Below are 25,696 nucleotides of genomic sequence, written 5' to 3' on the forward strand. Positions count from 1 at the left end.
CCGACACATGGACTTTTCCCGTTTTTTCATCGACAGGCCGATTTTTGCCGCAGTGCTGTCGATTCTGATTTTCATCACTGGGTTAATCGCTATCCCGCTTTTGCCGGTCAGCGAATATCCTGACGTCGTGCCGCCGAGCGTGCAGGTGCGCGCGGAGTATCCCGGTGCCAACCCGAAAGTCATTGCCGAGACTGTGGCAACGCCGCTGGAAGAAGCCATCAACGGCGTTGAAAACATGATGTACATGAAATCTGTCGCCGGCTCCGATGGCGTACTGGTGACGACCGTCACTTTCCGTCCGGGTACCGATCCGGATCAAGCGCAGGTTCAGGTACAAAACCGCGTATCGCAGGCCGAAGCGCGTCTGCCGGAAGATGTGCGGCGTCTGGGTATCACTACCCAGAAACAGTCGCCGACGTTGACGTTGGTGGTGCATCTGTTTTCGCCCAACGGTAAATACGACTCACTGTATATGCGTAACTACGCCACCCTCAAAGTGAAGGATGAACTGGCGCGTCTGCCCGGCGTCGGCCAGATCCAGATTTTTGGTTCGGGCGAATACGCGATGCGTATATGGCTGGATCCGAATAAAGTGGCGGCACGCGGGTTAACGGCTTCGGATGTGGTGACGGCGATGCAGGAGCAAAACGTCCAGGTCTCCGCTGGCCAGCTTGGCGCCGAGCCGCTGCCGAAAGAGAGTGATTTCCTGATCTCCATTAACGCCCAGGGGCGTCTGCATACGGAAGAAGAGTTTGGCAATATAATTCTGAAAACGGCGCAAGACGGCTCGCTGGTACGCCTGCGCGACGTGGCGCGTATCGAAATGGGCTCCGGCAGCTATGCGCTGCGCTCCCAGCTTAACAATAAAGACGCGGTCGGGATTGGTATCTTCCAGTCGCCGGGGGCAAACGCGATTGATTTGTCTAACGCGGTGCGCGCCAAAATGGACGAGCTGTCTAAGCGCTTCCCGGAAGATATGCAATGGGCGGCACCTTACGATCCGACGGTTTTCGTTCGCGATTCCATTCGCGCGGTCGTACAAACCCTGCTGGAAGCAGTGGTACTGGTGGTGCTGGTGGTGATTCTGTTCCTGCAAACCTGGCGCGCGTCGATCATTCCACTGATCGCGGTGCCGGTATCGGTCGTGGGCACCTTCAGCATTCTCTACCTGCTTGGCTTCTCGCTAAATACCCTGAGTTTATTCGGGCTGGTGCTGGCTATCGGTATTGTGGTGGATGACGCCATCGTAGTGGTGGAAAACGTTGAGCGAAATATCGAAGAGGGACTCGCTCCGCTTGCGGCAGCGCATCAGGCGATGCGTGAGGTGTCCGGGCCGATTATCGCGATTGCGCTGGTGCTGTGCGCGGTGTTTGTGCCGATGGCGTTCCTCTCCGGGGTTACCGGTCAGTTCTACAAACAGTTTGCGGTGACGATCGCGATTTCGACGGTGATCTCCGCCATCAACTCACTGACGCTCTCCCCTGCTCTGGCTGCCCTGCTGTTAAAACCGCACGGTGCCCCGAAAGACTTCCCAACCCGGCTTATTGATCGCCTGTTCGGCTGGCTTTTCCGTCCGTTCAACCGCTTTTTCCACCGTAGCTCTGACGGTTATCAGGGACTGGTGGGGAAAACGCTCGGACGACGCGGTGCAGTGTTTTTGGTCTACGTGCTGTTGCTCTGTGCCGCTGGTGTCATGTTTAAAGCCGTCCCCGGCGGATTTATTCCGACCCAGGACAAGCTCTATTTAATTGGCGGCGTGAAAATGCCGGAAGGTTCTTCGCTGGAACGTACCGATGCGGTGATCCGCAAAATGAGCGAAATCGGGATGAATACCGAAGGCGTGGATTATGCGGTCGCTTTCCCGGGGCTTAATGCGTTGCAGTTCACCAATACACCAAATACCGGGACGGTCTTTTTTGGTCTGAAACCATTCGATCAACGTAAACACTCTGCGGCGGAAATTAACGCTGAGATCAATGCGAAAATCGCCCAAATCCAGCAAGGCTTCGGCTTCTCCATTTTGCCGCCGCCGATTTTAGGGCTGGGTCAGGGTTCAGGCTATTCACTGTATATTCAGGATCGCGCAGGTCTTGGCTATGGCGCACTGCAAAATGCGGTGAATACGATGTCAGGTGCGATTATGCAGACGCCAGGGATGCATTTCCCGATCTCTACCTACCAGGCGAACGTTCCGCAACTGGATGTGCAGGTTGACCGTGACAAGGCGAAAGCGCAGGGCGTGTCGCTGACCGATCTGTTCGGTACGCTGCAAACCTATCTGGGCTCGTCTTATGTGAATGACTTCAACCAGTTCGGGCGTACCTGGCGCGTGATGGCGCAGGCCGATGGGCCATACCGTGAAAGCGTGGAGGATATTGCTAATCTGCGCACCCGTAATAATCAGGGCGAAATGGTGCCCATCGGCAGTATGGTGAATATCCATACCACCTACGGGCCGGACCCGGTGATTCGTTACAATGGTTATCCGGCGGCGGATCTCATTGGCGATGCCGATCCTCGCGTCCTCTCCTCCGCGCAGGCGATGACGCAGCTGGATGCGATGTCTAAGCAGATCCTGCCGAACGGGATGAATATTGAATGGACGGATCTGAGCTTCCAGCAGGCCACTCAGGGGAATACGGCGCTGATTGTCTTCCCGGTCGCGGTTCTGCTGGCCTTCCTGGTGCTGGCGGCGCTGTATGAAAGCTGGACGCTGCCGCTGGCGGTGATCCTTATTGTGCCGATGACGATGCTCTCCGCGCTGTTTGGCGTCTGGCTGACCGGCGGCGATAACAACGTGTTCGTACAGGTGGGTCTGGTGGTTCTCATGGGGCTGGCGTGTAAAAACGCGATTCTTATCGTCGAGTTTGCCCGCGAACTGGAAATTCAGGGCAAAGGGATCATGGAAGCCGCGCTTGAGGCCTGCCGCCTGCGTTTACGCCCGATTGTCATGACCTCCATCGCCTTTATCGCCGGGACCATTCCACTGATCCTCGGCCATGGCGCGGGAGCAGAAGTTCGCGGCGTCACCGGGATCACCGTGTTCTCCGGTATGCTGGGCGTGACGCTGTTTGGTCTGTTCCTGACGCCGGTATTTTACGTTACGCTACGTAAACTGGTTACGCGCGGCAAACCGGTAAACGACGTGTTGCCTGCGTAGGTTGTTGCAGATAACAAAAAACCGCCTTCACAGTGAAGGCGGTTTTTTTTCGCAATAAGAAAAGCGTTAAAGCGCTTTTTTACACCGGACCTCAATTTCAGGCACCGGGTCACACCCACTGGTATCCGCTTTTTTGACCTTTTCCAGCGCGCTTGCCACGGTATGGCGAGCTAACACCTCTAATGAGGCCTGTTCTGCTTCATCGGCGATAGATTTAAAGTACCAGCACGCATTGGCGCTGACCACGCAGCGCGCTGGCACATCAGGTCTCGACGCCCAAAGTTTTTTATCTTCTATCACAGACAGGTAGATATCGCGTAGGGTTATCTGTTCGGGCGGACGACCAAGATGAATAGAGCCGTTGCGGCCAAGGGTTGAGACGATAATGCCGTCACGCGTGAGAGGCACCATCAATTTGCGGATAAAGCTCGGATTCGCTTCCAGACCGTAGGCCAGAATCGCACTCGTCGAACGTTCACCTGATTGCTCCGCCATCGCTACGCTGAGAACCATCTGCAAAGCTGTCGGGAAGCGGTAATCTAACATTTTATTGTCCTGGGTCGCGGTGAATCTTGTTCTTTTTGGCACCGCAGAGGTGAATAACCAATGAGCAATAATATAACAAATACAGCAATTTTTTTGAAGCAATCAACGAGTGACCTGACTCGTAAAAAAGAGTTTCCACCGGGTGTCGCAAACGCTGTCCAACGTCAGCTAACTCCCTGATCCGCCGGGAGTCCCCGAAGGTATCTTGCGCGCAACTGTTACAGAGCAAAAACTTTCCATCCCTGACCTGAGGTATTTGAAGCACGAAACGTTCATTTCATGCGCAATATATGTGCCCGGACATGAAGGATATATGATGCTACCAAACGAACGTCTTTTTAACCCGAACAGAACAACGGAAATAAGGTATCCAGATGCAAGCGTAAATTATATACCTGACGATAGGCATAATAAGGGCGAAGTTCAGCGCAAGAGGCGCAAATAAGTATGAAGCGATGACCCGGTCAATCAGCATGATCGCGATACTGGTGATTAGCAATACACTATACGCCATTGGTAACGCTTTCTTTTTACGCAGAAAAAGAGACACAACATAGATAACCAGCAGCAGTAAAATCAGGTTAATCCCCACGGCAATAAAAAGCCAGGACGTCTGATAAACAGGTATATGACCGAGCGAATTCATAGCAAGTTTTAACGTTACAACCAGAGAAGTGAAATAATCCCAGGCCATTAGCAACATATTGAGGAGTGGCAGGAACAACAGACCGCCAATTTTCCTGTATCGTTTTTCCTCACATTCTTCACAATATTCAAGATGTTGCGCAATTTCCTTATCACAGGTTAAGCACGTCCATTTGAAAGGGGTCGCCGTCATTATTCATCCTTTTTGTGTCTGTTCTTAACGAACTTGCTTCATTCCAGGGTTAATTAACGGCTAAATGTGAACATTCTTTAGGATAATTGCGCGCTCACCACTGTAGTCAGGAGTAAAGGTAAGATCAACGCGCCCTACCCACGCGAAATGGCCGGTTATATAACCGGCCATCATTGTCCAACTACTGTACGCTGTAGCAGATCTTCATCAACCATCTGTTGAGCGAGTGACTTTTTCCCATTGTTCTATTTCTTTATCCAGGGCCGCGAGTTTTTGCCGCACTAAACGTAATGCATCACTGCCTAATAACAAATGCGTGGGCGGGGTTTCACTCTCAATTAATGCCAGAATGGCGTGTGCGGCTTTCACAGGGTCGCCTGGTTGCTTACCGCTTTTTTCCTGACGGGCCTGACGAATTGGCTTGAATGAGGCATCATAGTCCGCAATGCAGCGAGCGCTGCGGACCATTGAGCGGCCGGCCCAGTCGGTACGAAACGAGCCCGGCGCTACAGCGGTGACATATACATTGAACGGGGCAAGCTCCTTGCTTAACGTTTCTGATATCCCTTCCAGCGCAAATTTGCTGCCGCAGTAATAACTGATGCCGGGCATGGTAATAAAACCGCCCATCGAGGTGATATTAATAATATGACCGCGACGTCTCTGGCGCATGCCGGGTAGCACCGCTTTGATCATCGCCACTGCGCCGAACACATTCACGTCAAACTGCCGGCGCATCTCTTCAAGAGAGGACTCTTCCAGTATCCCTTCATGACCATACCCCGCGTTGTTCACAAGGATATCAACCGGACCAACGGTGGCTTCGATCTCCGCAACCACCTCATCAATACGCGCAAAGTCCGTGACATCAAGCAGGCGCCCAAAAGCCCGCTCGGCATCACATGCTTCGAAAGTCTGCTTTGCTTCACGGTTGCGCACAGTCCCAATAACCCGATGGCCTGCGGCGAGGGCTTCCTGCGCCAGCGCACGACCAAAGCCGCTGCTGACGCCAGTGATTAAAATGGTTTTTGCAAATGTCATAAAAAGAACTCCATGAACAGTGGAGTTTGCATGGTATTCTCTGTCATGCGGCATTTTTAGGCCATATTTTCTCTTTTCCTTGCCTGATCTTATGAGGGACGATGATGTCCAGGATGCTCACCTTAATGAACGCCCTTGCAGTACAGGAGGGTTACAACCTGACTGCGTTGCCTGATGTGCGAATTTTGCGCGCCGATCGCCCGCTTTCCAGAACGCCCGTGCTTTACGATCCGGGGATTGTGATTGTCTGTCAGGGCAGCAAGCGCGGTTTTTTCGGGCAACAGACCTATTTATATGATGAGCAACATTACCTGGCAGTTTCGGTGCCGGTCCCGTTTGTCATGGAAACCGACGCTTCGCCAGCACATCCGTTGCTGGCGATTTATATACATCTGGATTTTCAACTTGCGGCTGAACTGATGTTGCAGATCGAACAGCATGACAACCCGCATCCTCCCGCTGCGCCGCAAAGTATGATGTCGAGCCCGATGGACGACGCGGTAAAAACGGCCGTTCTGCGTCTGCTTGAGGTCCTGAATAATCCATTTGAGGCTGAGATCATCGGGCCCGGGCGGCTACGTGAGCTCTATTTCCGCGTGTTGACGGGTGCACAGGGCAATGCAATGCGCGCCGCCCTGGCCTTACAAGGACAGTTCGGCAAAATCGGCAAAGTGCTACGGCGCATTCATGCCACTTACGCCGAGCCGTTAACGCTGGCACAACTGGCGACGGAAGCCGGAATGAGTGTGCCAACATTCCATAGCCATTTCAAAACGATAACCCGTATGCCGCCAATGCAATATGTAAAATCGGTACGCCTGCACCAGGCGCGTATGTTAATGGTGCGTCAACATATTACCGCCGCGGCCGCGAGTTATGCCGTCGGCTACGAAAGTCCGTCACAATTCAATCGCGAATTTAAACGCCTGTTTGGTCTGCCACCGGCTGAGGAGATAAAACGCATGCAGCGTCATTTCGCCGTGCCGCCAGCGCAACAAGCATCGGTTTTTGTTTCTTCGCATTAAGAATGTCGGCATGGCTGAATATACCGGGGGCGTCAGTATTGAGCGATCGGCGGATATTCTGCGACACTGTCGTATAAAGAAAAATATCTGCAAATCCATAATCTATTTTCATTATCGGGCATATTGAAAACTTAATATTCTTTTTCCTTGGATGAGAATACACGACCCACAATACATGCGTGTGCTAACTCACTCTCAGAGACCGGCAAGCTTGATTAATGCATGAAAAAATCTTAGGCTAGCCTTTGAAATATAATGGGTAATCAAAGGATAAAAATGAAAAACACAACCCCAGAATATACAACTGTCGACTTATCACGGTGGGCAAGGAAAGAACATTACGAGGCATTTCAGGGCTTCGCGCAGTGTACATTTAGCCAAACGGTACAAATAGATATTACCGCGCTACTAAAACATATACAGGGTGTCGGCTGGAAATTCTACCCTACGATAATTTTCCTTCTTGCTAAAATAGTCAACAGGCATGCAGAATTCCGTATGGCCATAAAGAACAATGAGCTTGTCATATGGAATGATAGTCATCCCGCCTATACGATTTTCCATGATGAAACGGAGACTTTTTCGTCATTGTGGAGTCACTACGATGGTAATATTCAACACTTCCTGAAGGTTTTTTCAGAAGACGTCGCACAGTATCGTCATAACCTTTCCTATCTCCCTAAGGAAGAATCGCGGGAAAATATATTTTTCGTCTCAGCTAACCCCTGGGTAAGTTTTACCAGTTTTAATATCAACATTGCGCACATGGATAATTTTTTTGCCCCGATGTTCACCCTTGGAAAATACGATAAACAAGGGGAAAAAGTGCTGTTGCCTCTCGCTGTCCAGGTACACCATGCCGTGTGTGATGGTTTCCATGTTGCAAGGCTGATCAACGAGTTACAAGAATTGTGCGATGACATATCGCAATATTCAGAAAGGCTCAAAAACTGATGTGTCAGCCGCCTTTTGTACAGAGCAGGCAGTAAGGAGAGCCGTCAGGTCTGTCATGAGCGAACAGCGTACTTTAATAGCATGACCCGGACAGACCTTTTTTACACTGCCTGTTGCAGTATTTCACCGGACCTGCTCAACCTGGCTTGCAATCTCCACCCTCCAATATTCCGGTAACCGTATAGATCACTTTGCGGTCGCCACGGGATTGGTAAGCATCATATCGGCGATATCCAGCATGACCCGCAGGCGATCCATATGCCGGAGGTCATAGTGATACCCCACCCATATATCTTTGGACGGCGGCGGCTCCGGCATGGGAATGCGCTGCAATCCGGATATGGCATCGCCAATTGGCCGTGGCAGCACGGCAATCCCCATTCCACGCTGACACATCTGCGCCTGAACGGCCCGGCTAGTACTGGTGAACACGCGCCGTGATTGAGGGAACCTGTCGAGCAGCCAGGCAACATCGGAAAAGTGGGATTGTGCCGTATTCATGAGGATAAGCCCCACTGCGGCCGGATCACGCTGCGCGATATACGCGGTTTCCGGCGTTCCATACAGCGCATAAGGCATGCTCATCAGGCGGCGCTGGACAATATCCGGTTCGGTAAAAGGGACGATGCGAAAGGCGATGTCAGCATCACGGCGCGACAGATTGAGTAAGCGGTAGCTTGCGATAATTTCTGGCACAATTGCCGGATGGCGGCGTGTCAGTTCGACCAGAACAGGTGCCAGAACATAGTTAGCAAACCACTCTGCTGAGGAGATGCGCAAGATCCCCTCCAGACGTTCGTGATTACCTGCCAGGCGCCGCTCCATCGCCAGCGCAGAATCTTCCATCGCTTCTGCCAGCGTCATTACCCTGTCGCCAGCATCCGTCAGTACCAGACCATCACTTGTTCGGCGAAATAGCGCCTGCTGCGCCTCATCCTCAAGCGCCTTTATCCGCCGCCCCACCGTTGGATGGCTCACGCCAAGGCTTCGGGCCGCTTCCCCAAAAGACCCTTTACGCATGACAGCAAGAAACACCCGAACGTCGCCCCATTCCATGCCATTGCCTTACCGTTCAAAAATGAACATCGAATATACAAAAGTGTCAGTTCCAAAACAATTATGTAGATATCACCATAGTCTCCTCAACAACCCCCCTTGGGCGGTGATTTCAGAGGATTACGGCATGAATACATTACAAGACTACGTTGCCATCAAGACCGGTGGCTGCCGCGACAGCGGAGTGTGCGTCCCGAACCAGCATGTCCAGACAGGCTAACTGCCCATTTTGCCATTACAGAAACGTCTCTTACCGGGGACTGAACCGTTACCTGTGGAGTGTTCTATGTCGACCTATACCATCACGCAAGCTGAGCCGCGTCGCTGGGCAATGTTTGTCATTTTACTGGTTGGTGCATTTTTACCGCCGCTCGATTTTTTTATCGTCAATGTCGCGCTGCCTGCCATGCAAAGCGAGCTGGGCACCTCTTCTTCTGCTGAACAACTGGTCATCTCATCCTATGCTGCCGTCTATGCGGTGACATTAATTACCGGCGGTCGTCTGGGTGATATTTATGGTCGTGGGAAGATGTTTTTTCTTGGGCTTATCGGTTTTGCTGCTGCATCGATGCTGTGCGGTTTGGCCTGGTCTCCGTGGGTACTGATTACCGGGCGCATGTTACAGGGTGCCACAGCCGCCATTATGGCGCCGCAGGCGCTGGCCTCCGTTCAGGTTATTTTTCCGGAAGCGGAGAAGCCGTTAGCGCTGAGTATATATGGCGCTGTGTTTGGCCTGGCTTCCGTTATCGGACAGGTATTGGGCGGGATACTGATTTCAGCGGATCTGTTTCACCTTGGTTGGCGGACCATTTTTCTCGTTAACCTGCCGGTGGCGCTGCTGGTCATTCTCTTTGGTCTGCCGTTGCTAAAAGAGACGCGGGCGCGATCTGCACAGCGACTGGACCCCGTCGGCATGTTACTGGCGACAACCACGCTGAGCGCGCTGATTATTCCGTTGACGGAAGGCCGTGAGGCGGGATGGCCCTGGTGGACGTGGCTGTCTCTTCTTGCTGTTCCCCTGCTGGCTTCGCTGTTATGGCGTTATGAACGACGTCTTCGCCACTATGGCGGTTCGCCGCTGCTTGATCCGGCGGTGCTACGTGCTCCGGGGTTGGGCCAGGGACTGACCATCATTTTGCTGTTTTATTCCATCGGTGCCTTCTTTCTTCTGTTTTCTGTTTATCTGCAAGACGCCCTGCATTTAAATGCCCTCAATGCAGGCCTGCTTTTTCTGCCATTCGGCGTCGGCTTTCTGATTGGACCATTGCTGACGCCTTATCTGAGGCGTTTTGTCGGAAATTACCTGAGTGCAATCGGGATGGGATGCGAGACCTCAGGCTTAGCAGGCCTTGCAGGGTTGATTGCCACTACGCTGACGGGCAACCCTCCCCCCATGCTGCCGCTCGCAATACTGCTTTTTGCTACCGGCCTTGGCCAGGGGCTGGCGATGCCAACGCTGGTGCGGATGGTGACAGGCCGCGTTGCCCCGTCATTTTCAGGTATGATTGCCGGCGTGACCAGCTCGACATTACAAATCAGCACTGCGCTGAGCGTCGCCGTCATCGGCGGCATTTTTTACAGCATGCTCGATAACGATAAAAGCAGCGCAAATATCACCCATGCCTTTATTGTCGCGCTTCTGGCGATGGCGGCATGTCTCGCCACGGGTGCCGGATTAAGTCTCCTTCTCATCCGGCGCGCCTCAGATCCGGCCAGCCGCATCCCGCAGCGATCTTACTGCGATTCGCCTGAATGATTACGTAACCCACTGGCAAGCAGTGTGAATACCTTAATAACCTCTGGCAGTCTCTTTTGCGGCGCGTCGCTCGCGGCTATCAACAGTGCAGCATTGAGCGCCGCGCCGTTCAACAAATGCGCCGCGGCCGCTGCATCCATCTCTTTGACGACCTGGCGTTCAATCATGCTTGTCAGGGTTTGTCGGGTAGATTCAAGGCAGCTATTCTGGCTGGGCCATTGAGCGGGATCTCCCAGAAAAGCCGGGCCGTCAAGCAGGACAATACGCCTCACTTCGGGGTCCAGCGCCATCTTAATGTAGGCAATACCTTCGGCCAGCAATCTCTCCCAGTCATCGCTGGCTGTTTCGGCGGCCGCTTTCGCGCGCTGAGCCATTTCGCTATCTATCTGGGTGACGACCGCGGCAAGTAACCCCTTTTTATCACCAAAGGTGTGATAAAGCGCACCGCGTGTCAGACCCACACTTGCGGTCAACTCATCCATTGATGCATTAGCAAAACCTTTTTCTGCAAAAGCCTTACGCGCGGCTGAAATCATTTTTGCGCGATTTTCTTCCATCGCCTCGATTCGGCGGTTAACAGCCATACCCTCTCCTTTTTGACATACATCGCGTATCTCACTTGACATACGCGATGTATGTGATAACTATTACACATACATCACGTATGTTAAATCATTCCGTCCTTGATTGCTCCACCTGTGCTCTCTATTTGAAAAGAGGAAACCCTGTGATTCAACGCGAACCTGTTTTTCCTGCTCATCGCCATGCTCTCTATCATGAGCACGGTTATTCCGCCGCGATCCGTTCTGGCGACTTGCTGTTTGTTTCTGGTCAGGTCGGAAGCCGGGCAGATGGCACGCCAGAACCCGATTTTGCCGCTCAAGTCCGTCTTGCCTTCGATAACCTGAAAGCGGTGCTTGATGCTGCTGGATGTACCTTTGATGATTTGATTGATGTCACGACCTTTCATACCGATCCCGAACATCAATTTCCCGCCATTATGCAGGTTAAGCAGTCTGTTTTTCCGCATCCCCCTTATCCAAACTGGACTGCTGTTGGCGTCAACTGGCTTGCAGGATTCGATTTTGAAATTAAAGTGATTGCCCGAATTCCTGCTCATCAGTCATAACCAGAGGAAACAGAGCGACGACCGCTTCTGATGCCGGGAAGCCATATGCGGGAGCGGGTGCGTTACATTTACCTTCCCCCGCGATTGTTCCTTGCTATCTCACGGGATACGAAGCGGATACCCTCAGCCCGGCAATACAATGCCCTGCCCGCTGCACGCGCCTCTTTCAGGGGCTGACCTTCGACGCATAATGATTGTTTATTGCGTAGAGCGTACATGTCGGCGCGCCGCTGCGTTGTTGGCTTGAGCAGATCTTAAGGGCTGTTGCGGCCGCTTCGTCGCTATTTCTGGCCCAATAAGCCGCCCCCCAGTCCCCTTGCGGGTCGCTGGCAAATGCTTTTTCATATCGCTGCGTGGTTTGGTAGTCGGCGAAGGCTTTTTTCCCGGCCGCATTCAACGCGGGCGGATCAACGAGGTGAACAACCGGCAGCGCGGCTATTTCCTGGAATGGTTGATGGTGCTGTTCAAGAAAAGCGGCGACGGTATGCCACCAGAAACTTTCCGGCGCGGAATCCATGAAAACATGTCCATCCTTTCCATAGGAGGCATGACGACAAATTGAGCGTTTTTTTTGCCCTGCTGATAGGCGTCAAACATCGCTTTGCCCATCTCGGGAGAAAACGATTTATCATTTTGCGCGTACAGCCACAACGAAGGGATCGTCGCGGTTTTTCCGTATTGTGCGTACGCTTTCATCAGCCCCGTCTTATCACAAAGGGATTTCCCGTCTATCGCGCCTCTGCCGCCATCAAAATTGATAATTGCCTTCACGCCGGGCGGGTTGGTTGCGCCAGTTGCGATAACGGCAAATCCACCCGCCGACATGCCGACCAGCATCGCGTTATCAACGGATGCCCATGAATTGCGACGCACAGCGCCAAGCGCCGCAACCATATTTTGGACGTCCTGTTCTCCGGCTTGCAGATGAAAGGGTTGCATGCACGAATGCCCTGTATATTCTGCCGCGCCACTGGACTGGCCATATCCCTGTCGCAACACAACCACAGCAGCATATCCGTGGCGCGCAAATGCAATAGCTGTTGAGGCGTATCGGTTTGGGTTCAGCGCCCAGCGATCGAACTCGGCTGTCCCTGTCGTTCCATTCGTGATTAACACCACCGGCAAAGGCTTATTACCCACGGGCCGGGTAACAAACGCATCAAGTACCGCAGGCTGACCATTGCTTAATGTGACGGATAGCGTCAGAGGTTCCCTGATAAGCCCGTCAATTTGCTGGTGTTCAGCGGTGTCCGTGAAAGATTCAGTGTGCCCGGGGAAACTTATAAGGGACACGACCAATGACAAAAAGAGAGAGGCCGGGTGGGTTATAAAACGGCTGAACATCAAAAGATATCCTTAATTGACCTGAGATATACCGCTTTGCAGTTGTGTACTGGCAGGTAAAAACGCGAATACTGACAGCACCTATGTATTTATGACTTATGTTTCTTAATCCACCAGATGTGATGAAGAATATTAAGGTAAGCAAATATTTACGGTGAACATCAATAGATAAAAAACAGCCGTAAGTGAGATTCAGGCTCGCAATCGTACTACAGCTCTATAAAAGGAGCCGCGTCCCCCTTGAGCGAGAATAGCATTGCGTTGCCCCCCTGAACTCACGATATTCATTCCCACACAACGCCCTCTCTGACGAAAAGGCAGCGTGTGAGGAATGAGGATTTCCTGTTCATTACTTCTCAAAAGGACTCTCGTGCTAACCAGGGACTATCAACCAGTACCCTTTCGTTGCTGTCATCACCATTAATGATGTGCAATGTACTCAGCCGACCAATTTCATAATGCGGTAATTGTACCGTTGATAAAGGAGGCAAAAACAGGTTGCCAATCCCTACAAGGTTATCGTAGCCAATAACCCCGATATCTTGCGGGATACGTATCCCTTTTGCCAAAAGGGTCTGATACACCATAAAGGCAATACGGTCGTTACCGCAAATAACCGAATCAAACTGGGGTTTCCCCTCATGAATATGCGCTAACAGAATGTCAGGAATATCACGATAGTGTTCATCGCCAAATTGCATATAACAATGATCCAGCGTATCGGGATCAATGCCTGCCTCGCGACAGGCGCGCTCCAGCCCTTTTCTGCGACGGGAAGTTGCCAGGTGATTGGCGGGCAGATGCAGACAAATTGGCCGACGATACCCTGCAGCCAGCAATGCCTGTACTGCAGTATATTGCCCCTTTTCATCGTCAGGGATATAACAGGCAACCGGCTCCCCTTTATTTTCACAGTTTGCCAGCACGCAGGGATGCGTAAGCAATTTTGGCGGGACGCGCACTTCTCGCAGCCCCATGGTAGTGAAAATGATACCCCCGGGTCGGTGCGCAAGGAGAAGATCGACAATATCGTCAGGATTATCATCAGAGAACATATTCACCACGAAGCTGTTCCAGCCGTGTGCGCGGGCAGTCTCCTCAATTGACAGCGTAATTTCTACCGAAAAGGGTGTGGTTACCGTATCCAGTGCGAGAACGCCAATCGTTTTATTTTTCGTTCCGACATTACGGATCTGTTTTGCTGACAGATCGGGGACGTAGTTCAGATGCACAATCGCCGCCTGTACCCGCGCAAGCGTCTCAGGCTTTACGCGTTCAGGGTTATTCAGTGCCCGAGAAACGGTCATTAACGATACATTGGCCATTTTGGCCACATCTTTTAAAGACGCCATAACCTTCCGTTTAGCATAAGCACGCCTCAATCCTCGTTGCGTAAGCGAACCTTCACAATAAAGATTATCCATAAAAATGAACTCATTATTCTAAGCATTGAGCCTGTGATTTTGCGAATTTGGAACAAAAATTTGACACAGATCTCAAAAGAATAATGTTAACGTTAACTTTTGTGATTAACATCGTATATCGACCCAAAAAGCGGTGTGGACGGCATATGTTAACGTTACCATCAACGCATATAATCCGCTATGAGATTGCTCAGATGAAAAAACGATCTTCTCGCAACTATTTGCTACTCAGCGCCCTGCTGTTCTTTTTCTTCGTCACCTGGTCGTCATCCAGCTCGCTTCTTTCTATATGGCTTCATCAGGAAGTGGGATTAAAAGCGTCTGAAACAGGTATTATCTTTTCCGTCTTATCGGTCTCTGCCCTGTTCGCTCAGGTTTTCTACGGTTTTATTCAGGACCGTCTTGGCCTGCGTAAAAACCTGCTGTGGTTTATTACGGCACTACTGATCCTCTCCGCCCCCGCTTATCTCTGTTTTAGCTATTTGCTCAAGCTCAATATCTTACTGGGCAGTATTTTTGGTGGTCTGTTTATTGGCATGACATTTAACGGCGGAATCGGCGTGCTGGAGTCATATACCGAGCGTGTTGCACGTCAAAGCAATTTTGAATTTGGACGGGCTCGCATGTGGGGCTCTCTGGGTTGGGCCGTCGCAACGTTTTTTGCCGGGCTGCTGTTTAATATTAATCCTGACCTTAACTTTATAGTGGCGTCATGTTCTGGCATGGTCTTCTTCTGCCTGCTGGCCCGGTTAAAAGTTGCCGCACCGGCGAGCATGGAGAAACTGGAAATTGGGGCTAAAAAGGTCTCCCTTGAAGATGCCTTGCGCCTACTTATGTTACCTCGTTTCTGGGCACTTATTTTCTTCGTGGTCGGAACCTGTATTTATGGCGTTTACGATCAGCAATTCCCGGTCTATTTTTCCTCGCAGTTTCCTACCCTGAAGGAAGGAAATGCCATGTTTGGTTATTTAAATTCATTTCAGGTTTTTCTGGAAGCGGCAGGGATGTTTTGTGCACCGTGGCTGGTTAACCGGATTGGTGCCAAAAATGGCCTTATTTTCGCAGGTATGGTGATGGCGCTTCGTATGATCGCCTCAGGACTGGTTGAAGGACCGTTGCTCATTTCAATTACAAAACTGCTGCATGCCGTTGAGTTGCCGATATTGTTGGTTGCAATATTTAAATATAACAGCCTGAATTTCGACAAGCGTTTGTCTTCCACCATATATCTGGTGGGATTTGCCTGCACCAGCTCAGTTATTGGCACCGTGTTATCACCACTGGCGGGCTTTAGCTACGAAAAATTTGGCTTTGCCCAGTCTTATCTGATCATGGGCATAATGGTGTTCTGCACCACATTTATTTCCATCTTCCTTTTGCGTCCAAATAAGCCCTCAACTGAGCAATCCTTTTTACAGCCAGGCGCTGTGTAATTTATCGGGAGAAACGACAATGACATCCTTGTTAAAAAAGGCCGAAGAGACGCTTGAAAAAGCACATGCCGGAATTAACCCCCGTTGGTATCCACGCTATCACCTCGCCGCACGGGCGGGCTGGATGAACGATCCTAACGGGCTGGTATGGTTTGACGGTTGGTACCATGCATTCTATCAACATCATCCCTATTCAACAAAATGGGGGCCGATGCACTGGGGGCATGCCCGCAGTAAAGATTTAATTCACTGGGAACATCTGCCTGTTGCCCTTGCTCCGGAAGGTCCGGCAGATAAAGACGGCTGTTTTTCCGGCTCCGCCGTAGTGGTTGGCGATACGCTGGCATTGATTTACACCGGACATAAATTCCACGGCCCGGCTGATACGGATGACAATCTCTATCAGGTGCAATGTCTGGCAACCAGTGGTGATGGTATCCATTTCGAACGTCATGGAATGGTCATTGATACTCCCCCAGGACTCCATCATTTCCGCGATCCGAAGGTATGGCGTGAAGGGGAATTCTGGTACATGGTTGTGGGCTCACGCGTCGGAGACACCGGCCAGGTTCGCCTTTACCGTTCAGTCGATCTTCATAAATGGTATGACGAGGGCATTTTTGCCGAGGCTGAACAAGGCATGGGCTATATGTGGGAATGCCCTGATTTCTTTACCCTGAACGGCAGGCGTGTACTGATGTTCTCTCCCCAGGGCGTGGCGGCTAAAGGTTATCAAAACCGTAACCTCTTCCAGAGTGGATATTTGCTTGGTGAATGGCAACCAGGCCAGCCGTTTACCCATGACGGACAATTCATTGAGATAGACAGCGGTCACGATTTTTATGCCCCGCAAAGTTTCCTGAGTCCCGACGGACGTCGAATCGTCATAGGATGGCTGGATATGTGGGAATCACCGATGCCGGAGCAGCAGGATGGCTGGGCGGGTATGCTCTCCCTGCCGCGCGAATTAACTTTAGGTGATAATAATCGCCTGATTATGAAGCCCGTCGAAGAAGTGTCAGCCATGCGAGGGAGTTATTTTCCTGTCCCTGTCCATTGCCTGAAGAATCAACAGGTATTTGTCGCTGCAGATGCCGAAGCAGTAGAATTAATCCTGCAATGGAACTGTAACGAGTCTGCGGCGGAACAGTATGGCGTTACGCTGGGAGAGGGATTACGTGTTTACGTTGATAACCAGGCTCAGCGTCTGGTGTTAGAGCGTAATTATCCTGATTTCTCGCTGGCTGGAACGCGCAGCGTTCCCCTGCCCGAGGGTAATAGACTTTCACTGCGAATGTTTATTGATCGTTCGTCCGTCGAAGTTTTTGTCAATGAAGGCGAAGCCTGTTTAAGCAGCCGAATTTATCCGCTGCCAGGGCAACGCGATATAGTATTATTTGCAAATAGCGGAACCGCTGTGTTGAAAGAAGCAGGATACTGGTCACTGGATAAATAATTACGCTCGATCTCATATTACTTTCCATATTGTGTATTTTTTGTGCCAGTCTCTGGCTGGCATTATATTGTCTGAAATAACGAGATAGAAAAATGGATGAGAAATTAGCACAACATAACGCCCTAATTAAAAGCAGGACAAAATCATCTTCAAAGAAAAAAGCACTGGCGCTATTTTTATCCTTTGCTTCTTTTCCAGCCTTCGCCGAAAACAATACAGAGATATCGGATACTTATACCGGGAACTATCAAAGCTATTTTCACGATGAGGATGCCAACCTTCAACACAGTCTTTCAACAACAAAAACCGATGCTCAACATTCAGCAACGCGCATCCCTTCGTCCCCAGTTAAGGAAGGAACAGCAACGGTACAGCCGTCTCCGTCAGTACCTGCGGCACTTCCTTCTGAGGCCAGCAGCACGACATCGGCAGCAAATCAGACTCTTGCAGCAAACAATTCTGACGATGTAAGTCTGTTACGCTTGAGGCAGGAAGCTCCGCCGGTTCACTGGGACAGTATCGGACGCAATATGGAAGCTGGCGGTTTGCATGGAAACATCGGCAGCCAGATAGAAATTGATGACGTCCGCTGGAATAATAAAAATAAAAATAGCGGTAAATTCAAGCTTGCAACCATTCAAGCTTTTTTAAGGCATGATGAATTACCGAACTGGTACTTTGGCTTCTGGAATGCCAGGGAAGACAGCTATAAAGGACAATTCAGTAATCAGGACTACAAAGGAACGAACACCATTAATGAGCTTTTCGTCGGTCATATTTTCGAGACCTGGCGCGGGAATATCGGCACAGAAGTTATGGTTGGTTCAGAAACGGCAACGAAACGCTGGAAAAACCGCGTTAAAGTCTGGCAGGACTTACGCTTAACGAATAAATGGAGCATTGCCGGATACGCTTATGGTGAATACCAACCTCAGGGGAATCAACCTGGTAATGGCGATCTCGAACAATATATTTTTGAAACTGAACCGGCAATCCAGTACCGGGTAAATCCAGATCTCGGTCTGTATTTACGCCCATATTATTATTATAACCGGCAGGTGCGTGAAAACTGGGGTGATATTGTTGAACAGGAATGGAAAGTAACGGCCGGATTCTGGCGAAACTGGTATCCATTACTAACGTCAATGTATATCGGCTTCGGACAGGACAAAATTGAGAACGCCAGTAACGCAAAAGAGCTGTTTTATGATGGTCGCTACAAATTTATTGGCGGCACTATCAGTTATCCCGTCTTTGGTGAAGTTCGTCTGTATGGTGAATTCAAAGCGTCATTCACGAAAGAAACAGGACTCTGGACGTACACAGGTCACTCCTGGAATCCTTTCACTGTCGTTGGTGTGACTTATAACTTTTGATACTCAGGGTGTAGCATGAGAACATTTATTACGGCGACGTTCGTCGCTCTGCTGGCGCTTTCTGTTGGAAATACCCCCGCGTATTCACAGATGTCCAAAGAAACATTACAGAACAAAAGCATCAGCCAGGTTAATGACTTTTTCCCGCGCATTGAAGGGTCATTTATTGGCGATCCAATGCCTGTCTATAACGAAGGTGTATTTAATATTTTTTATCTCAATGATGTGCGCGGCGGCAGCGATTTAGGCGTACATGCGATTCACCTGCTCTCCAGCGCCAACTTATATAATTATCAGAACCATTCTGAGGTTATTCCTTACGTTAATGATGTCAATGATCCAGAGCTGCTTTTAGGGACTGGCTCCATTATCAAAGTGGGCGATACCTGGCACGCATGGTATACCGCACACAATGAAAACGTATTTCCGGTTGAGTCAATCATGCACGCCACCAGTAAAGATCGTTTTCACTGGGTCAAACATCCGCAGGACACCATCCTGCCGGGCGCTAACTATCGAGGCAATGACTTCCGCGATCCGCATGTTGTCTGGGTTGATGAAAAGAAAGAATACTGGATGCTGATCACGACCCGCAGCAAGGGGCGCGGGATTATCGCGCGCTACAGCTCAACGGATTTAAAAAACTGGGAAGACCGTGGAGTATTTTTTGACAACGACACCATCACCAGTAATTCAAACCTTGAATGCCCGACACTGGTCTTCTTTAACGGGCGCTGGTATCTGAGCTTTAGCGATCAGTGGCCACTACGGTTGACGCAGTACCGCGTTGCGGACAATCCAGAAGGGCCATGGCATAAGATGGATAATTATGTTGTGGATGGCTCAGGTTTGTATGCCGGTAAATTGACCATCAAGGATGGGCGGTTATTTGTGTTTGGATGGATCCCGACAAAGGCAGGAAACAGCGACAGTGGCAATATCGACTGGGCAGGAAACCTCGTCGTCCATGAATTGACCGCAGGTATAAAAGGTCAGCTCAACAGCATAATTCCACAAGAACTTCAGAAGGCGATCAAAGATAACCGTGGTCCGGTTCAGATGATACAGCCGGTTAAAACGCTCAAGACCTCAACACAATTTGGCCTCTTACAGTCAACTATTTATCCGGCTTTACCCAGGCGTGGAGAACTGTCCGCAACAGTGGATATTCCCTCCTCGGGAATGGTCATGAGCTTCGGGCTGAAAGATGACCGCGTGAGTGACGCGACGCTTAACGTTGTATTCAACAGGAGCAAAGGCAAAGTTTATTTCTTTAATTCTCCATTGGCGTCCATCAATCAGAGTAATGCTGAATCCTGGGTTGATGTTCCGCTCGGTGAGAAAATTAATCTTCGTGTGCTAATACAGAACTCAATAGCCGTTTTTTATATTAACGACAAAGCGGCATTTAGCACCCGTATGTATTCCATGCCGGAAAATCACTGGAGTATCAGTCTGCCTCAACACGATAGCCTCCATGCAACGTTGCAATTTAAAGAAATGATCTAAAGGGATATTATTATGAAAAACCATCATGCCCTGGCTGTTATTTTTTCTCTTATGCTTCCGACTCTGGCAAATGCAAGCATGAGCATAATGAAAGATTTATCGGGCAATGTCATTGCCGTCGATCCGTGGTCCTATCTGGATGAAGACGTCATGTGGACATCAGCACGCTCTTCCAATCCTGCGGGTGGGCGCGTTCATGGTCAACTTAAAATGAAATATGCCATTGAAGATAATAACTGGCGAAACAGCCATTTTCACAACGGTAATGATTCGCTGACTTTTGTTCAAGGGGTTATGCGCAATGATGCTTTACCCGGTTGGTATCTGGCATTTTCGGAAGGCAGAACCACGAATTATAATGGCACATGGGAAAACCAGACCTATCTCAGCCAGAATCAATGGACTCAACTTATTGTCGGCCATGAATATTTCTACAAACGCCTGCGCTATGGCTGGGACGTTATGGGAGGAAGTGCGTCAATTGAAGATCGCTGGCAGGCACGCGTCAAATTCTTTACCGATCTGCGCGTGACAGATAATTTTTCGTTCTTCAATTATCTCTATCAACAGATTGATCATCGCCGTAGCGGAGGTTCTCAAAATGATCGTGACGTGCGCTCATTCCAGATTGAGCCCGGTATTCAATATATTATCAACAACACCACCGGTGTCTGGTTACGTCAGAAATTTGCTTCTGCAGTATTAGACAGAGCGCAATGGGGTGATATCGATGACAAGACCTGGACCACCTCAATGGGTATTTGGCACAACTGGGGAAAATTATCAACGACGTTCAGCGGGGGGTATGGACATTATAAGAAAAATAATGCCCAGCGCGAAGATGGTGAAGTCTTCCAGAATACCAGAAACCGCTTCCTCAAAGTATCGGCTAATTACCCTCTGACTTCCCGATTTACACTCTCCGGAGAGATAACAGGTTCATTAATTAATCAGAGTGGGAGTTGGGTAACGCATGGTGATGCCATTACCACCGACTATAAACTCATGCTGGATTACAATTTTTAAAATCATTTTTATATAACTTCAGCGGAATGAAGGAAGCGTATATCGCCCTGCCGGGATATCCGCTTCCGTACCGCTGGTCATTCCAGGGTAAGAATAATTAACTTTGAGGTGATGTCATGAACATTTGGACTCTTGGCGATGCGGTAGTCGATCTCTTACCGCTTTCGGATATGCAGTATCAGGCCTGTGCCGGTGGCGCGCCCTTCAATGTAGCGGTAGGAACTGCACGTTTGAACTGTCTGAGTGGATTTATTGGTCGGGTCGGTGACGACGATTTCGGTCTTTTTTTAAAGAAAACCCTCTGCGCATCAGGAGTCTCTGTCCAGAGTATGCAGATGGACCCTCATCACCGAACCAGTACCGTACTGGTCTCCCTGAATAATCACGGGGAGCGTGGATTTACGTTTCTTACCAATCCTTCGGCAGATCAGTTTTTAACACCTGACGCTCTCCCCGATTTAAGTACCGGAATATTGCATTTCTGTTCTCTGGCGCTCGTCGCCAAAACCTGTCGCAATACGTTAGTTACGGCTATCGAAAAAATAAAACAGAGTAGCGGTTTGCTGAGTTTTGATGTGAATTTACGTGAGCAAATGTGGAGCGATCGGCAGGAGATGCATGACACTGTGCACCATTTCGCCCTACAGGCTGACATACTTAAATTATCTGAGGAAGAATGGTACTGGCTGGCAGAGACACAGGATTTTAACCAGGCGCTGGATTTTCTTAAAACCCTACCAGCACGCCTGAAGGTCGTAACCTATGGCGCGCAAGGCGCAATGATTCTGCAGAACGACATGATTATTCATTTTAATGGCTACACCGTAAACAGCGTTGATACAACGGGAGCAGGTGATGCGTTCCTGGCGGGCTTACTTGCCTATATCGCTCAAGCTGGAATGCCGCAGAACATTGAACAAATCAAAGACGCCATGACGCAGGCCAGCGCCTGCGGCGCACTGGCAACAACCCGGAAAGGCGCGCTGACAGCCCTACCTGATAGTAAGACCCTGAATGAATTTATCAGACACTATCCTCTGCTGGACTATGAGATAAAAGCGTAGCCTCAACGATAGCCAGCAACATCCCGGCCTGAAGCGTTCCGGTGCAAGCCACCGGGACTCGTTTTGCTGTCCTCCGCCCTGTTTTGAAACGACAGATTAAGTGTGATCTCCGCTTACGGCGCGGCGTGACCGGCCACGGAAGGCATGACAGCAGCGATACGAAAAAGCAGAAATGCGCACATGTTTACATGATTGATAAAAAGCTAGTGACTCCAACGCCCCTTAACAGCGGATAACAGGTCAATTTATCAGTAGAACTGACATGAAAACCGCCAGACGCCGTCTGGTGATTTGTGAAAATAGCCAATGCCGTTGTCCGCCCACATCCAGTTAACTTTTTCTTCCGATCCCACCTGAAAGACGAAATCCTGAAGCCCGACACCATGTTGGATTTCCATAGGGTATCCGCCAACTTTGGTTCCCCCGTATCGGTTAAAGTCCTCAAAGAAACTGTCACTGGCTGGTTCATCATCGTTTACGGCAGAAAGGTCGAGAATATCCCAGGCATCCTCCCAGCCCGGAGCGTCATCATTAACACTTAACCATCGTACAGGAAATTCGCGATACGGCGTGGCCACTTCCGGCAATAGTTCAAGCCCCTCAAGCGTGGCATATTCACGAATCAGCCAGCCTTCGCCATGGGGTTGGTCAAAAGGATGGCTTTCCATGTTGTGAAAGAGAACCAGCAGGGCTATCTCCTTGAGTTGTTCAGGTATAACCGGGAGCTCATCGATACGAATCTGAAGAAGCGGAAACATCGGCTTCCCCTTCCAGACAGGCAATCCTTCACCTGCAAGCGATACCCCTTTTAAAAACCAGGAGGTAAGAGGATCTACACCCGGGCGAAAACCACCTACCTGCGCCACCGATGCGGGGCGCAATGCGGACCTGAGATCTTCTAAAACTGACGAACTCTCGGATTTCATCTTAATTGCCTTGCGTATGAGAATATTCTCTGGATATCGGGGATTCAAACCTGCTCATTATATATAAAAATCGCTCCCGGAAAGGCTATGCCAAAGAAGATCGTAATAAACCGTCCTCAAATCAGGTGACTTTTCACCCTCCCCCTGCTAGCTTCATCTGATGATAAAAATCTGTTCAGCACCCGCTCATGCATTAATTATTATCACCTGCATCTGTCAGGTGGGATAGCGTTCGTCATTTTCCCGCCGGTAAGGCGGGCCTTACCGGTATCATCCAGTGAGGCAAACCATGAATACGAATACCCCTGTAGAAGCAGTAAGACCAACACTTCACCTTTTATGTGGAAAAATCGCTTCGGGTAAATCCACATTATCGGCAAAATTGGGAGCCGCGCCAGGCACGATTATTGTCAGCGAGGACACCTGGCTGGCTGCGCTCTATAAAGATGAAATACACTCAGTCGCGGATTATGTGCAGTGCGCATCCAGGCTCAAAAACGCCATGAAGCCACACCTGATATCCTTACTCAACGCTGGCTTATCGGTTGTTCTGGACTTTCCGGCAAATACACCGGCGAATCGTGAATGGATGATGGGTATCATTACGGCGTCGGGCGCCAATAATTGCCTGCATTATCTGCGGGTCTCTGACGATATATGTAAAGCCCGTTTACGCGCCCGTAACGCAGAAGGCGCGCACGATTTTTCCGCGACGGATGAAGAGTTTGAAATAATAACGCGTTATTTCGCAGAACCGCTCGCAGACGAAGGGTTCACGATTATTGAATACAGTTAACATACTGAAGGTGAGCCGTCAGCAGACGGCTTTTTTAATGCCCCTGTTTATTCAAAGCATTTTCTCTGTGTTATCTAACCAGTCGGGAAGGTATTCCTTGTACCAGTTAAGATATATTGGAAAGATTGTTTTTTTCCGCTCATTAAGCAACGTAATTACTTCGGTGACGATCCATGCTTTAGCAATGGCAATTTCTCTCGCCAGCGCCTTGAAATTCTGCTGACCAGATAGTTGGCAATAGCGTTCAGCAAGATCAATAAATGTCTGTTTCGTTCCCATTCCCTTTATGAGGGGAGCCAGATCGATAGCCGGACTCCCGGTTCCAAACCTTTCCCAGTCGAAAAGCACAACCTCGCCATTTGCTCTTCTTCCCCAATTACCGGCATTGCTATCGCCAGAAATCAAACTCTGATAACCAAACAAAACATCACTGCATTGTCGAAAACGCCGAAGCTGCTGTGCATTTTTGTCGGGCAGTGCCAACAGCCGGAGAGAGTGTTCGAGTGCATATTCTGACCATGCATGGCTGTGGTAAATCCATTGCGGACTGGCAGCGTAACGGTGCAGGCAATTCAAGGTAGCGAGTATTTCATCGCCGGACACGTCGTCCTGGTTAACCTCACAGGGGATATATTCCAGTCTTAGCCTGCGCAGGTCAGGATCGGCAGATAACAATGTTGGCACGCTCACACCCGCCTGGGTGAGTTCACGGGCAGCCTGTTGATAAAAATGATACTCCACCTCACCAACGGGACATTTCTCGATGATCTGATGACCCGTTTCATCAACAAGCAGCTCCACTCTGGCTACCCCCATCCGGGATAGATTCTCAACTGACATACATCCTTCCTTTAAGATTGTCCGATGGCCTTTTCTTCAGGCATTTGAGTGTAGCTTCAACTGGCAATCTCCTCCCTGCCCTCTTCTGGCGCATAGCGGGGGAGTTTATTGGCGAATAAAATCGACGAATGCCCGCAATGCGGTCGGCAAATTCCGCCGTCCGGCGTAGTAGAGAAAAAAACGCCCCGGCAGCGCGCTAAAGCCATCCAGGACAGACACTAACCGACCCGCGTTTACCTCTTCGCTCACCATCGCCTCGTAGACGTAAGCAATGCCAGCGCCATCGCGTGCAGCCTGAATCATTAGCATATCGTCGTCGAATACCAGCGGGCCGGAGGCGGTGACGGCCAGCGGTTTTCCTGAGACCAGAAATTCCCAGTGATAATGGCGACCACCTGGAAAACGGCGGCAAATACAGGCGTGGTCCAGCAGCTCGTCAGGCGATTTTGGTTCGCCATGCAGTTTCAGGTAAGACGGCGCAGCAACGCATACGAAACGCTGGGGCGGACCAACAGGGACAGCAACCATGTCGCCGGCCAGGCTCTCGCCAAAACGGATACCCGCGTCAAAGCCGCTGTCCACGATATCAGCCAGGCCGTCGTCAGTGACAACCTCGACTTTCACGCACGGATACTTCGCCACAAAACGCGCCAGTAAAGGAGCCAGCACCAGCCAGGCTGCCGGGCGCGGCACGTTCAGACGCAGCGTACCTGTGGGTACAGCCTGTAACGCCGTCACGTCAACGAGCGCATCAGCTACCTCGCGCAAAGCAGGAGCAAGCCGGGCCAAAAGGCGATTCCCCGCCTCGGTTGGCGTAACACTGCGGGTCGTGCGGTGGAGCAAACGAACCCCCAGCCGCTCTTCCAGTCCACGCATGGCATGGCTCAGAGCCGAGGCAGATACACCTCGCTCGGCGGCAGCTTTGCGAAAACTTCGATGCCGGGCAACGGCTTCAAAGGCGTCAAGTTCATGCAGATCGATAGTCATATTGATGAGA

The 25,696-nt window shown here is 50.4% G+C and carries 21 protein-coding genes and 1 pseudogene; 12 read left to right on the forward strand and 10 right to left on the reverse strand.

Translation table 11 applies throughout. From position 1 onward, the window contains the following. Positions 1–7 precede the first annotated feature (7 nt). On the forward strand, positions 8–3,160 hold the full coding sequence (gene oqxB / locus L2097_RS08585; RefSeq protein WP_250352599.1) for a multidrug efflux RND transporter permease subunit OqxB: 3,153 nt from the start codon (positions 8–10) through the stop codon (positions 3,158–3,160). A 66-nt stretch (positions 3,161–3,226) separates the two neighbouring features. On the opposite strand, the gene oqxR is transcribed toward oqxB, so the two are convergent. The 3 genes from oqxR to L2097_RS08600 form a co-directional block, all read right to left on the reverse strand. Continuing rightward, positions 3,227–3,706 (reverse strand): efflux pump transcriptional repressor OqxR, encoded by a 480-nt coding sequence (gene oqxR / locus L2097_RS08590; RefSeq protein ID WP_047370726.1) that lies wholly within the window; start codon positions 3,704–3,706, stop codon positions 3,227–3,229. Positions 3,707–4,025: 319 nt separating this feature from the next. Further along, positions 4,026–4,544: a DUF2569 family protein gene (locus tag L2097_RS08595; RefSeq protein WP_250352600.1), complete on the reverse strand. Its 519-nt coding sequence runs from the start codon at positions 4,542–4,544 to the stop codon at positions 4,026–4,028. 207 nt (positions 4,545–4,751) lie between these two features. Next, the gene (locus L2097_RS08600) at positions 4,752–5,585 is read right to left on the reverse strand and encodes an oxidoreductase (RefSeq protein ID WP_250352601.1); all 834 of its coding nucleotides are present in this window, start codon (positions 5,583–5,585) and stop codon (positions 4,752–4,754) included. Positions 5,586–5,689: 104 nt separating this feature from the next. Between L2097_RS08600 and L2097_RS08605 the strand changes: the two genes are divergently transcribed. Next, complete coding sequence (locus tag L2097_RS08605) at positions 5,690–6,610, forward strand: AraC family transcriptional regulator (protein WP_250352602.1); 921 nt, start codon at positions 5,690–5,692, stop codon at positions 6,608–6,610. Positions 6,611–6,886: 276 nt separating this feature from the next. Next, positions 6,887–7,564, forward strand: coding sequence for a type A chloramphenicol O-acetyltransferase (gene catA / locus L2097_RS08610; RefSeq protein ID WP_047370731.1), 678 nt, complete (start codon positions 6,887–6,889; stop codon positions 7,562–7,564). 186 nt (positions 7,565–7,750) lie between these two features. Here catA and L2097_RS08615 read toward each other — a convergent pair whose 3' ends face one another. Next, positions 7,751–8,620 (reverse strand): LysR family transcriptional regulator, encoded by an 870-nt coding sequence (locus L2097_RS08615; protein ID WP_250352603.1) that lies wholly within the window; start codon positions 8,618–8,620, stop codon positions 7,751–7,753. 286 nt (positions 8,621–8,906) lie between these two features. On the opposite strand from L2097_RS08615, the gene L2097_RS08620 reads away from it, so the two are divergent. Beyond that, positions 8,907–10,376 (forward strand): MFS transporter, encoded by a 1,470-nt coding sequence (locus L2097_RS08620; protein WP_250352604.1) that lies wholly within the window; start codon positions 8,907–8,909, stop codon positions 10,374–10,376. Here L2097_RS08620 and L2097_RS08625 read toward each other — a convergent pair. After that, entirely contained in the window at positions 10,355–10,960 is a 606-nt protein-coding gene (locus L2097_RS08625) for a TetR/AcrR family transcriptional regulator (RefSeq protein WP_142518808.1), read from the reverse strand. The two genes, L2097_RS08620 and L2097_RS08625, sit on opposite strands and share 22 nt — an antisense overlap. Positions 10,961–11,103: 143 nt before the next feature. Between L2097_RS08625 and L2097_RS08630 the strand changes: the two genes are divergently transcribed. Next, entirely contained in the window at positions 11,104–11,505 is a 402-nt protein-coding gene (locus tag L2097_RS08630; RefSeq protein ID WP_047370734.1) for a RidA family protein, read from the forward strand. A 166-nt stretch (positions 11,506–11,671) separates the two neighbouring features. On the opposite strand, the pseudogene L2097_RS08635 reads toward L2097_RS08630, so the two are convergent. Then, positions 11,672–12,849: pseudogene (locus L2097_RS08635) on the reverse strand (dienelactone hydrolase family protein). A 356-nt stretch (positions 12,850–13,205) separates the two neighbouring features. Beyond that, positions 13,206–14,201, reverse strand: coding sequence for a LacI family DNA-binding transcriptional regulator (locus L2097_RS08640; RefSeq protein ID WP_047370736.1), 996 nt, complete (start codon positions 14,199–14,201; stop codon positions 13,206–13,208). Between the two features lie 266 nt (positions 14,202–14,467). Between L2097_RS08640 and L2097_RS08645 the strand changes: the two genes are divergently transcribed. From L2097_RS08645 to L2097_RS08670, 6 genes are all read left to right on the forward strand, one after another. Beyond that, positions 14,468–15,706, forward strand: a complete 1,239-nt coding sequence (locus tag L2097_RS08645) for an MFS transporter (protein ID WP_047373308.1) — start codon at positions 14,468–14,470, stop codon at positions 15,704–15,706. A 19-nt stretch (positions 15,707–15,725) separates the two neighbouring features. Further along, the gene (locus L2097_RS08650; RefSeq protein WP_250352605.1) at positions 15,726–17,162 is read left to right on the forward strand and encodes a glycoside hydrolase family 32 protein; all 1,437 of its coding nucleotides are present in this window, start codon (positions 15,726–15,728) and stop codon (positions 17,160–17,162) included. Positions 17,163–17,254: 92 nt separating this feature from the next. Next, positions 17,255–18,538, forward strand: coding sequence for an OmpG porin family protein (locus tag L2097_RS08655; RefSeq protein ID WP_250352606.1), 1,284 nt, complete (start codon positions 17,255–17,257; stop codon positions 18,536–18,538). Between the two features lie 15 nt (positions 18,539–18,553). Then, positions 18,554–20,047 carry a family 43 glycosylhydrolase gene (locus tag L2097_RS08660; protein WP_250352607.1) on the forward strand — a complete coding sequence of 498 codons (1,494 nt, stop codon included), beginning with the start codon at positions 18,554–18,556 and terminating at the stop codon, positions 20,045–20,047. A gap of 12 nt (positions 20,048–20,059) precedes the next feature. Continuing rightward, the gene (locus L2097_RS08665) at positions 20,060–21,073 is read left to right on the forward strand and encodes an OmpG porin family protein (protein WP_250352608.1); all 1,014 of its coding nucleotides are present in this window, start codon (positions 20,060–20,062) and stop codon (positions 21,071–21,073) included. Between the two features lie 116 nt (positions 21,074–21,189). Continuing rightward, on the forward strand, positions 21,190–22,137 hold the full coding sequence (locus L2097_RS08670) for a PfkB family carbohydrate kinase (RefSeq protein ID WP_250352609.1): 948 nt from the start codon (positions 21,190–21,192) through the stop codon (positions 22,135–22,137). A gap of 248 nt (positions 22,138–22,385) precedes the next feature. Here the strand turns inward: L2097_RS08670 and L2097_RS08675 are convergent, their stop codons facing one another. Next, a complete protein-coding gene (locus L2097_RS08675) occupies positions 22,386–23,063 on the reverse strand; it encodes a DUF1963 domain-containing protein (RefSeq protein WP_250352610.1) in 678 nt (225 codons plus the stop codon). A 289-nt stretch (positions 23,064–23,352) separates the two neighbouring features. On the opposite strand from L2097_RS08675, the gene L2097_RS08680 reads away from it, so the two are divergent. After that, on the forward strand, positions 23,353–23,859 hold the full coding sequence (locus L2097_RS08680; protein ID WP_250352611.1) for a P-loop nucleotide/nucleoside kinase family protein: 507 nt from the start codon (positions 23,353–23,355) through the stop codon (positions 23,857–23,859). Between the two features lie 51 nt (positions 23,860–23,910). Here the strand turns inward: L2097_RS08680 and L2097_RS08685 are convergent, their stop codons facing one another. Together L2097_RS08685 and L2097_RS08690 are read right to left on the reverse strand one after the other, a co-directional pair. Then, a complete protein-coding gene (locus L2097_RS08685) occupies positions 23,911–24,699 on the reverse strand; it encodes a phosphotransferase family protein (protein ID WP_250352612.1) in 789 nt (262 codons plus the stop codon). 105 nt (positions 24,700–24,804) lie between these two features. Further along, positions 24,805–25,686 (reverse strand): LysR family transcriptional regulator, encoded by an 882-nt coding sequence (locus L2097_RS08690; RefSeq protein ID WP_222708283.1) that lies wholly within the window; start codon positions 25,684–25,686, stop codon positions 24,805–24,807. Positions 25,687–25,696 lie beyond the last annotated feature (10 nt).

Source organism: Citrobacter sp. MNAZ 1397 (assembly GCF_023613995.1).
GTDB classification, from domain to species: Bacteria; Pseudomonadota; Gammaproteobacteria; order Enterobacterales; family Enterobacteriaceae; genus Phytobacter; species Phytobacter ursingii.

What these genes read in the sequence shown, in the direction of transcription:
- L2097_RS08605 (WP_250352602.1), top strand. Translation starts at nt 5,690, where the DNA reads ATGTCCAGGATGCTCACCTTAATGAACGCCCTTGCAGTACAGGAGGGT.
- L2097_RS08680 (WP_250352611.1), top strand. Translation starts at nt 23,353, where the DNA reads ATGAATACGAATACCCCTGTAGAAGCAGTAAGACCAACACTTCACCTT.
- L2097_RS08620 (WP_250352604.1), top strand. Translation starts at nt 8,907, where the DNA reads ATGTCGACCTATACCATCACGCAAGCTGAGCCGCGTCGCTGGGCAATG.
- L2097_RS08645 (WP_047373308.1), top strand. Translation starts at nt 14,468, where the DNA reads ATGAAAAAACGATCTTCTCGCAACTATTTGCTACTCAGCGCCCTGCTG.
- L2097_RS08670 (WP_250352609.1), top strand. Translation starts at nt 21,190, where the DNA reads ATGAACATTTGGACTCTTGGCGATGCGGTAGTCGATCTCTTACCGCTT.
- oqxB (WP_250352599.1), top strand. Translation starts at nt 8, where the DNA reads ATGGACTTTTCCCGTTTTTTCATCGACAGGCCGATTTTTGCCGCAGTG.
- oqxR (WP_047370726.1), bottom strand. Translation starts at nt 3,706, where the DNA reads ATGTTAGATTACCGCTTCCCGACAGCTTTGCAGATGGTTCTCAGCGTA.
- L2097_RS08685 (WP_250352612.1), bottom strand. Translation starts at nt 24,699, where the DNA reads ATGTCAGTTGAGAATCTATCCCGGATGGGGGTAGCCAGAGTGGAGCTG.
- L2097_RS08595 (WP_250352600.1), bottom strand. Translation starts at nt 4,544, where the DNA reads ATGACGGCGACCCCTTTCAAATGGACGTGCTTAACCTGTGATAAGGAA.
- L2097_RS08640 (WP_047370736.1), bottom strand. Translation starts at nt 14,201, where the DNA reads ATGGCGTCTTTAAAAGATGTGGCCAAAATGGCCAATGTATCGTTAATG.
- L2097_RS08625 (WP_142518808.1), bottom strand. Translation starts at nt 10,960, where the DNA reads ATGGCTGTTAACCGCCGAATCGAGGCGATGGAAGAAAATCGCGCAAAA.
- L2097_RS08675 (WP_250352610.1), bottom strand. Translation starts at nt 23,063, where the DNA reads ATGAAATCCGAGAGTTCGTCAGTTTTAGAAGATCTCAGGTCCGCATTG.
- catA (WP_047370731.1), top strand. Translation starts at nt 6,887, where the DNA reads ATGAAAAACACAACCCCAGAATATACAACTGTCGACTTATCACGGTGG.
- L2097_RS08690 (WP_222708283.1), bottom strand. Translation starts at nt 25,686, where the DNA reads ATGACTATCGATCTGCATGAACTTGACGCCTTTGAAGCCGTTGCCCGG.
- L2097_RS08665 (WP_250352608.1), top strand. Translation starts at nt 20,060, where the DNA reads ATGAAAAACCATCATGCCCTGGCTGTTATTTTTTCTCTTATGCTTCCG.
- L2097_RS08600 (WP_250352601.1), bottom strand. Translation starts at nt 5,585, where the DNA reads ATGACATTTGCAAAAACCATTTTAATCACTGGCGTCAGCAGCGGCTTT.
- L2097_RS08615 (WP_250352603.1), bottom strand. Translation starts at nt 8,620, where the DNA reads ATGGAATGGGGCGACGTTCGGGTGTTTCTTGCTGTCATGCGTAAAGGG.
- L2097_RS08650 (WP_250352605.1), top strand. Translation starts at nt 15,726, where the DNA reads ATGACATCCTTGTTAAAAAAGGCCGAAGAGACGCTTGAAAAAGCACAT.
- L2097_RS08655 (WP_250352606.1), top strand. Translation starts at nt 17,255, where the DNA reads ATGGATGAGAAATTAGCACAACATAACGCCCTAATTAAAAGCAGGACA.
- L2097_RS08660 (WP_250352607.1), top strand. Translation starts at nt 18,554, where the DNA reads ATGAGAACATTTATTACGGCGACGTTCGTCGCTCTGCTGGCGCTTTCT.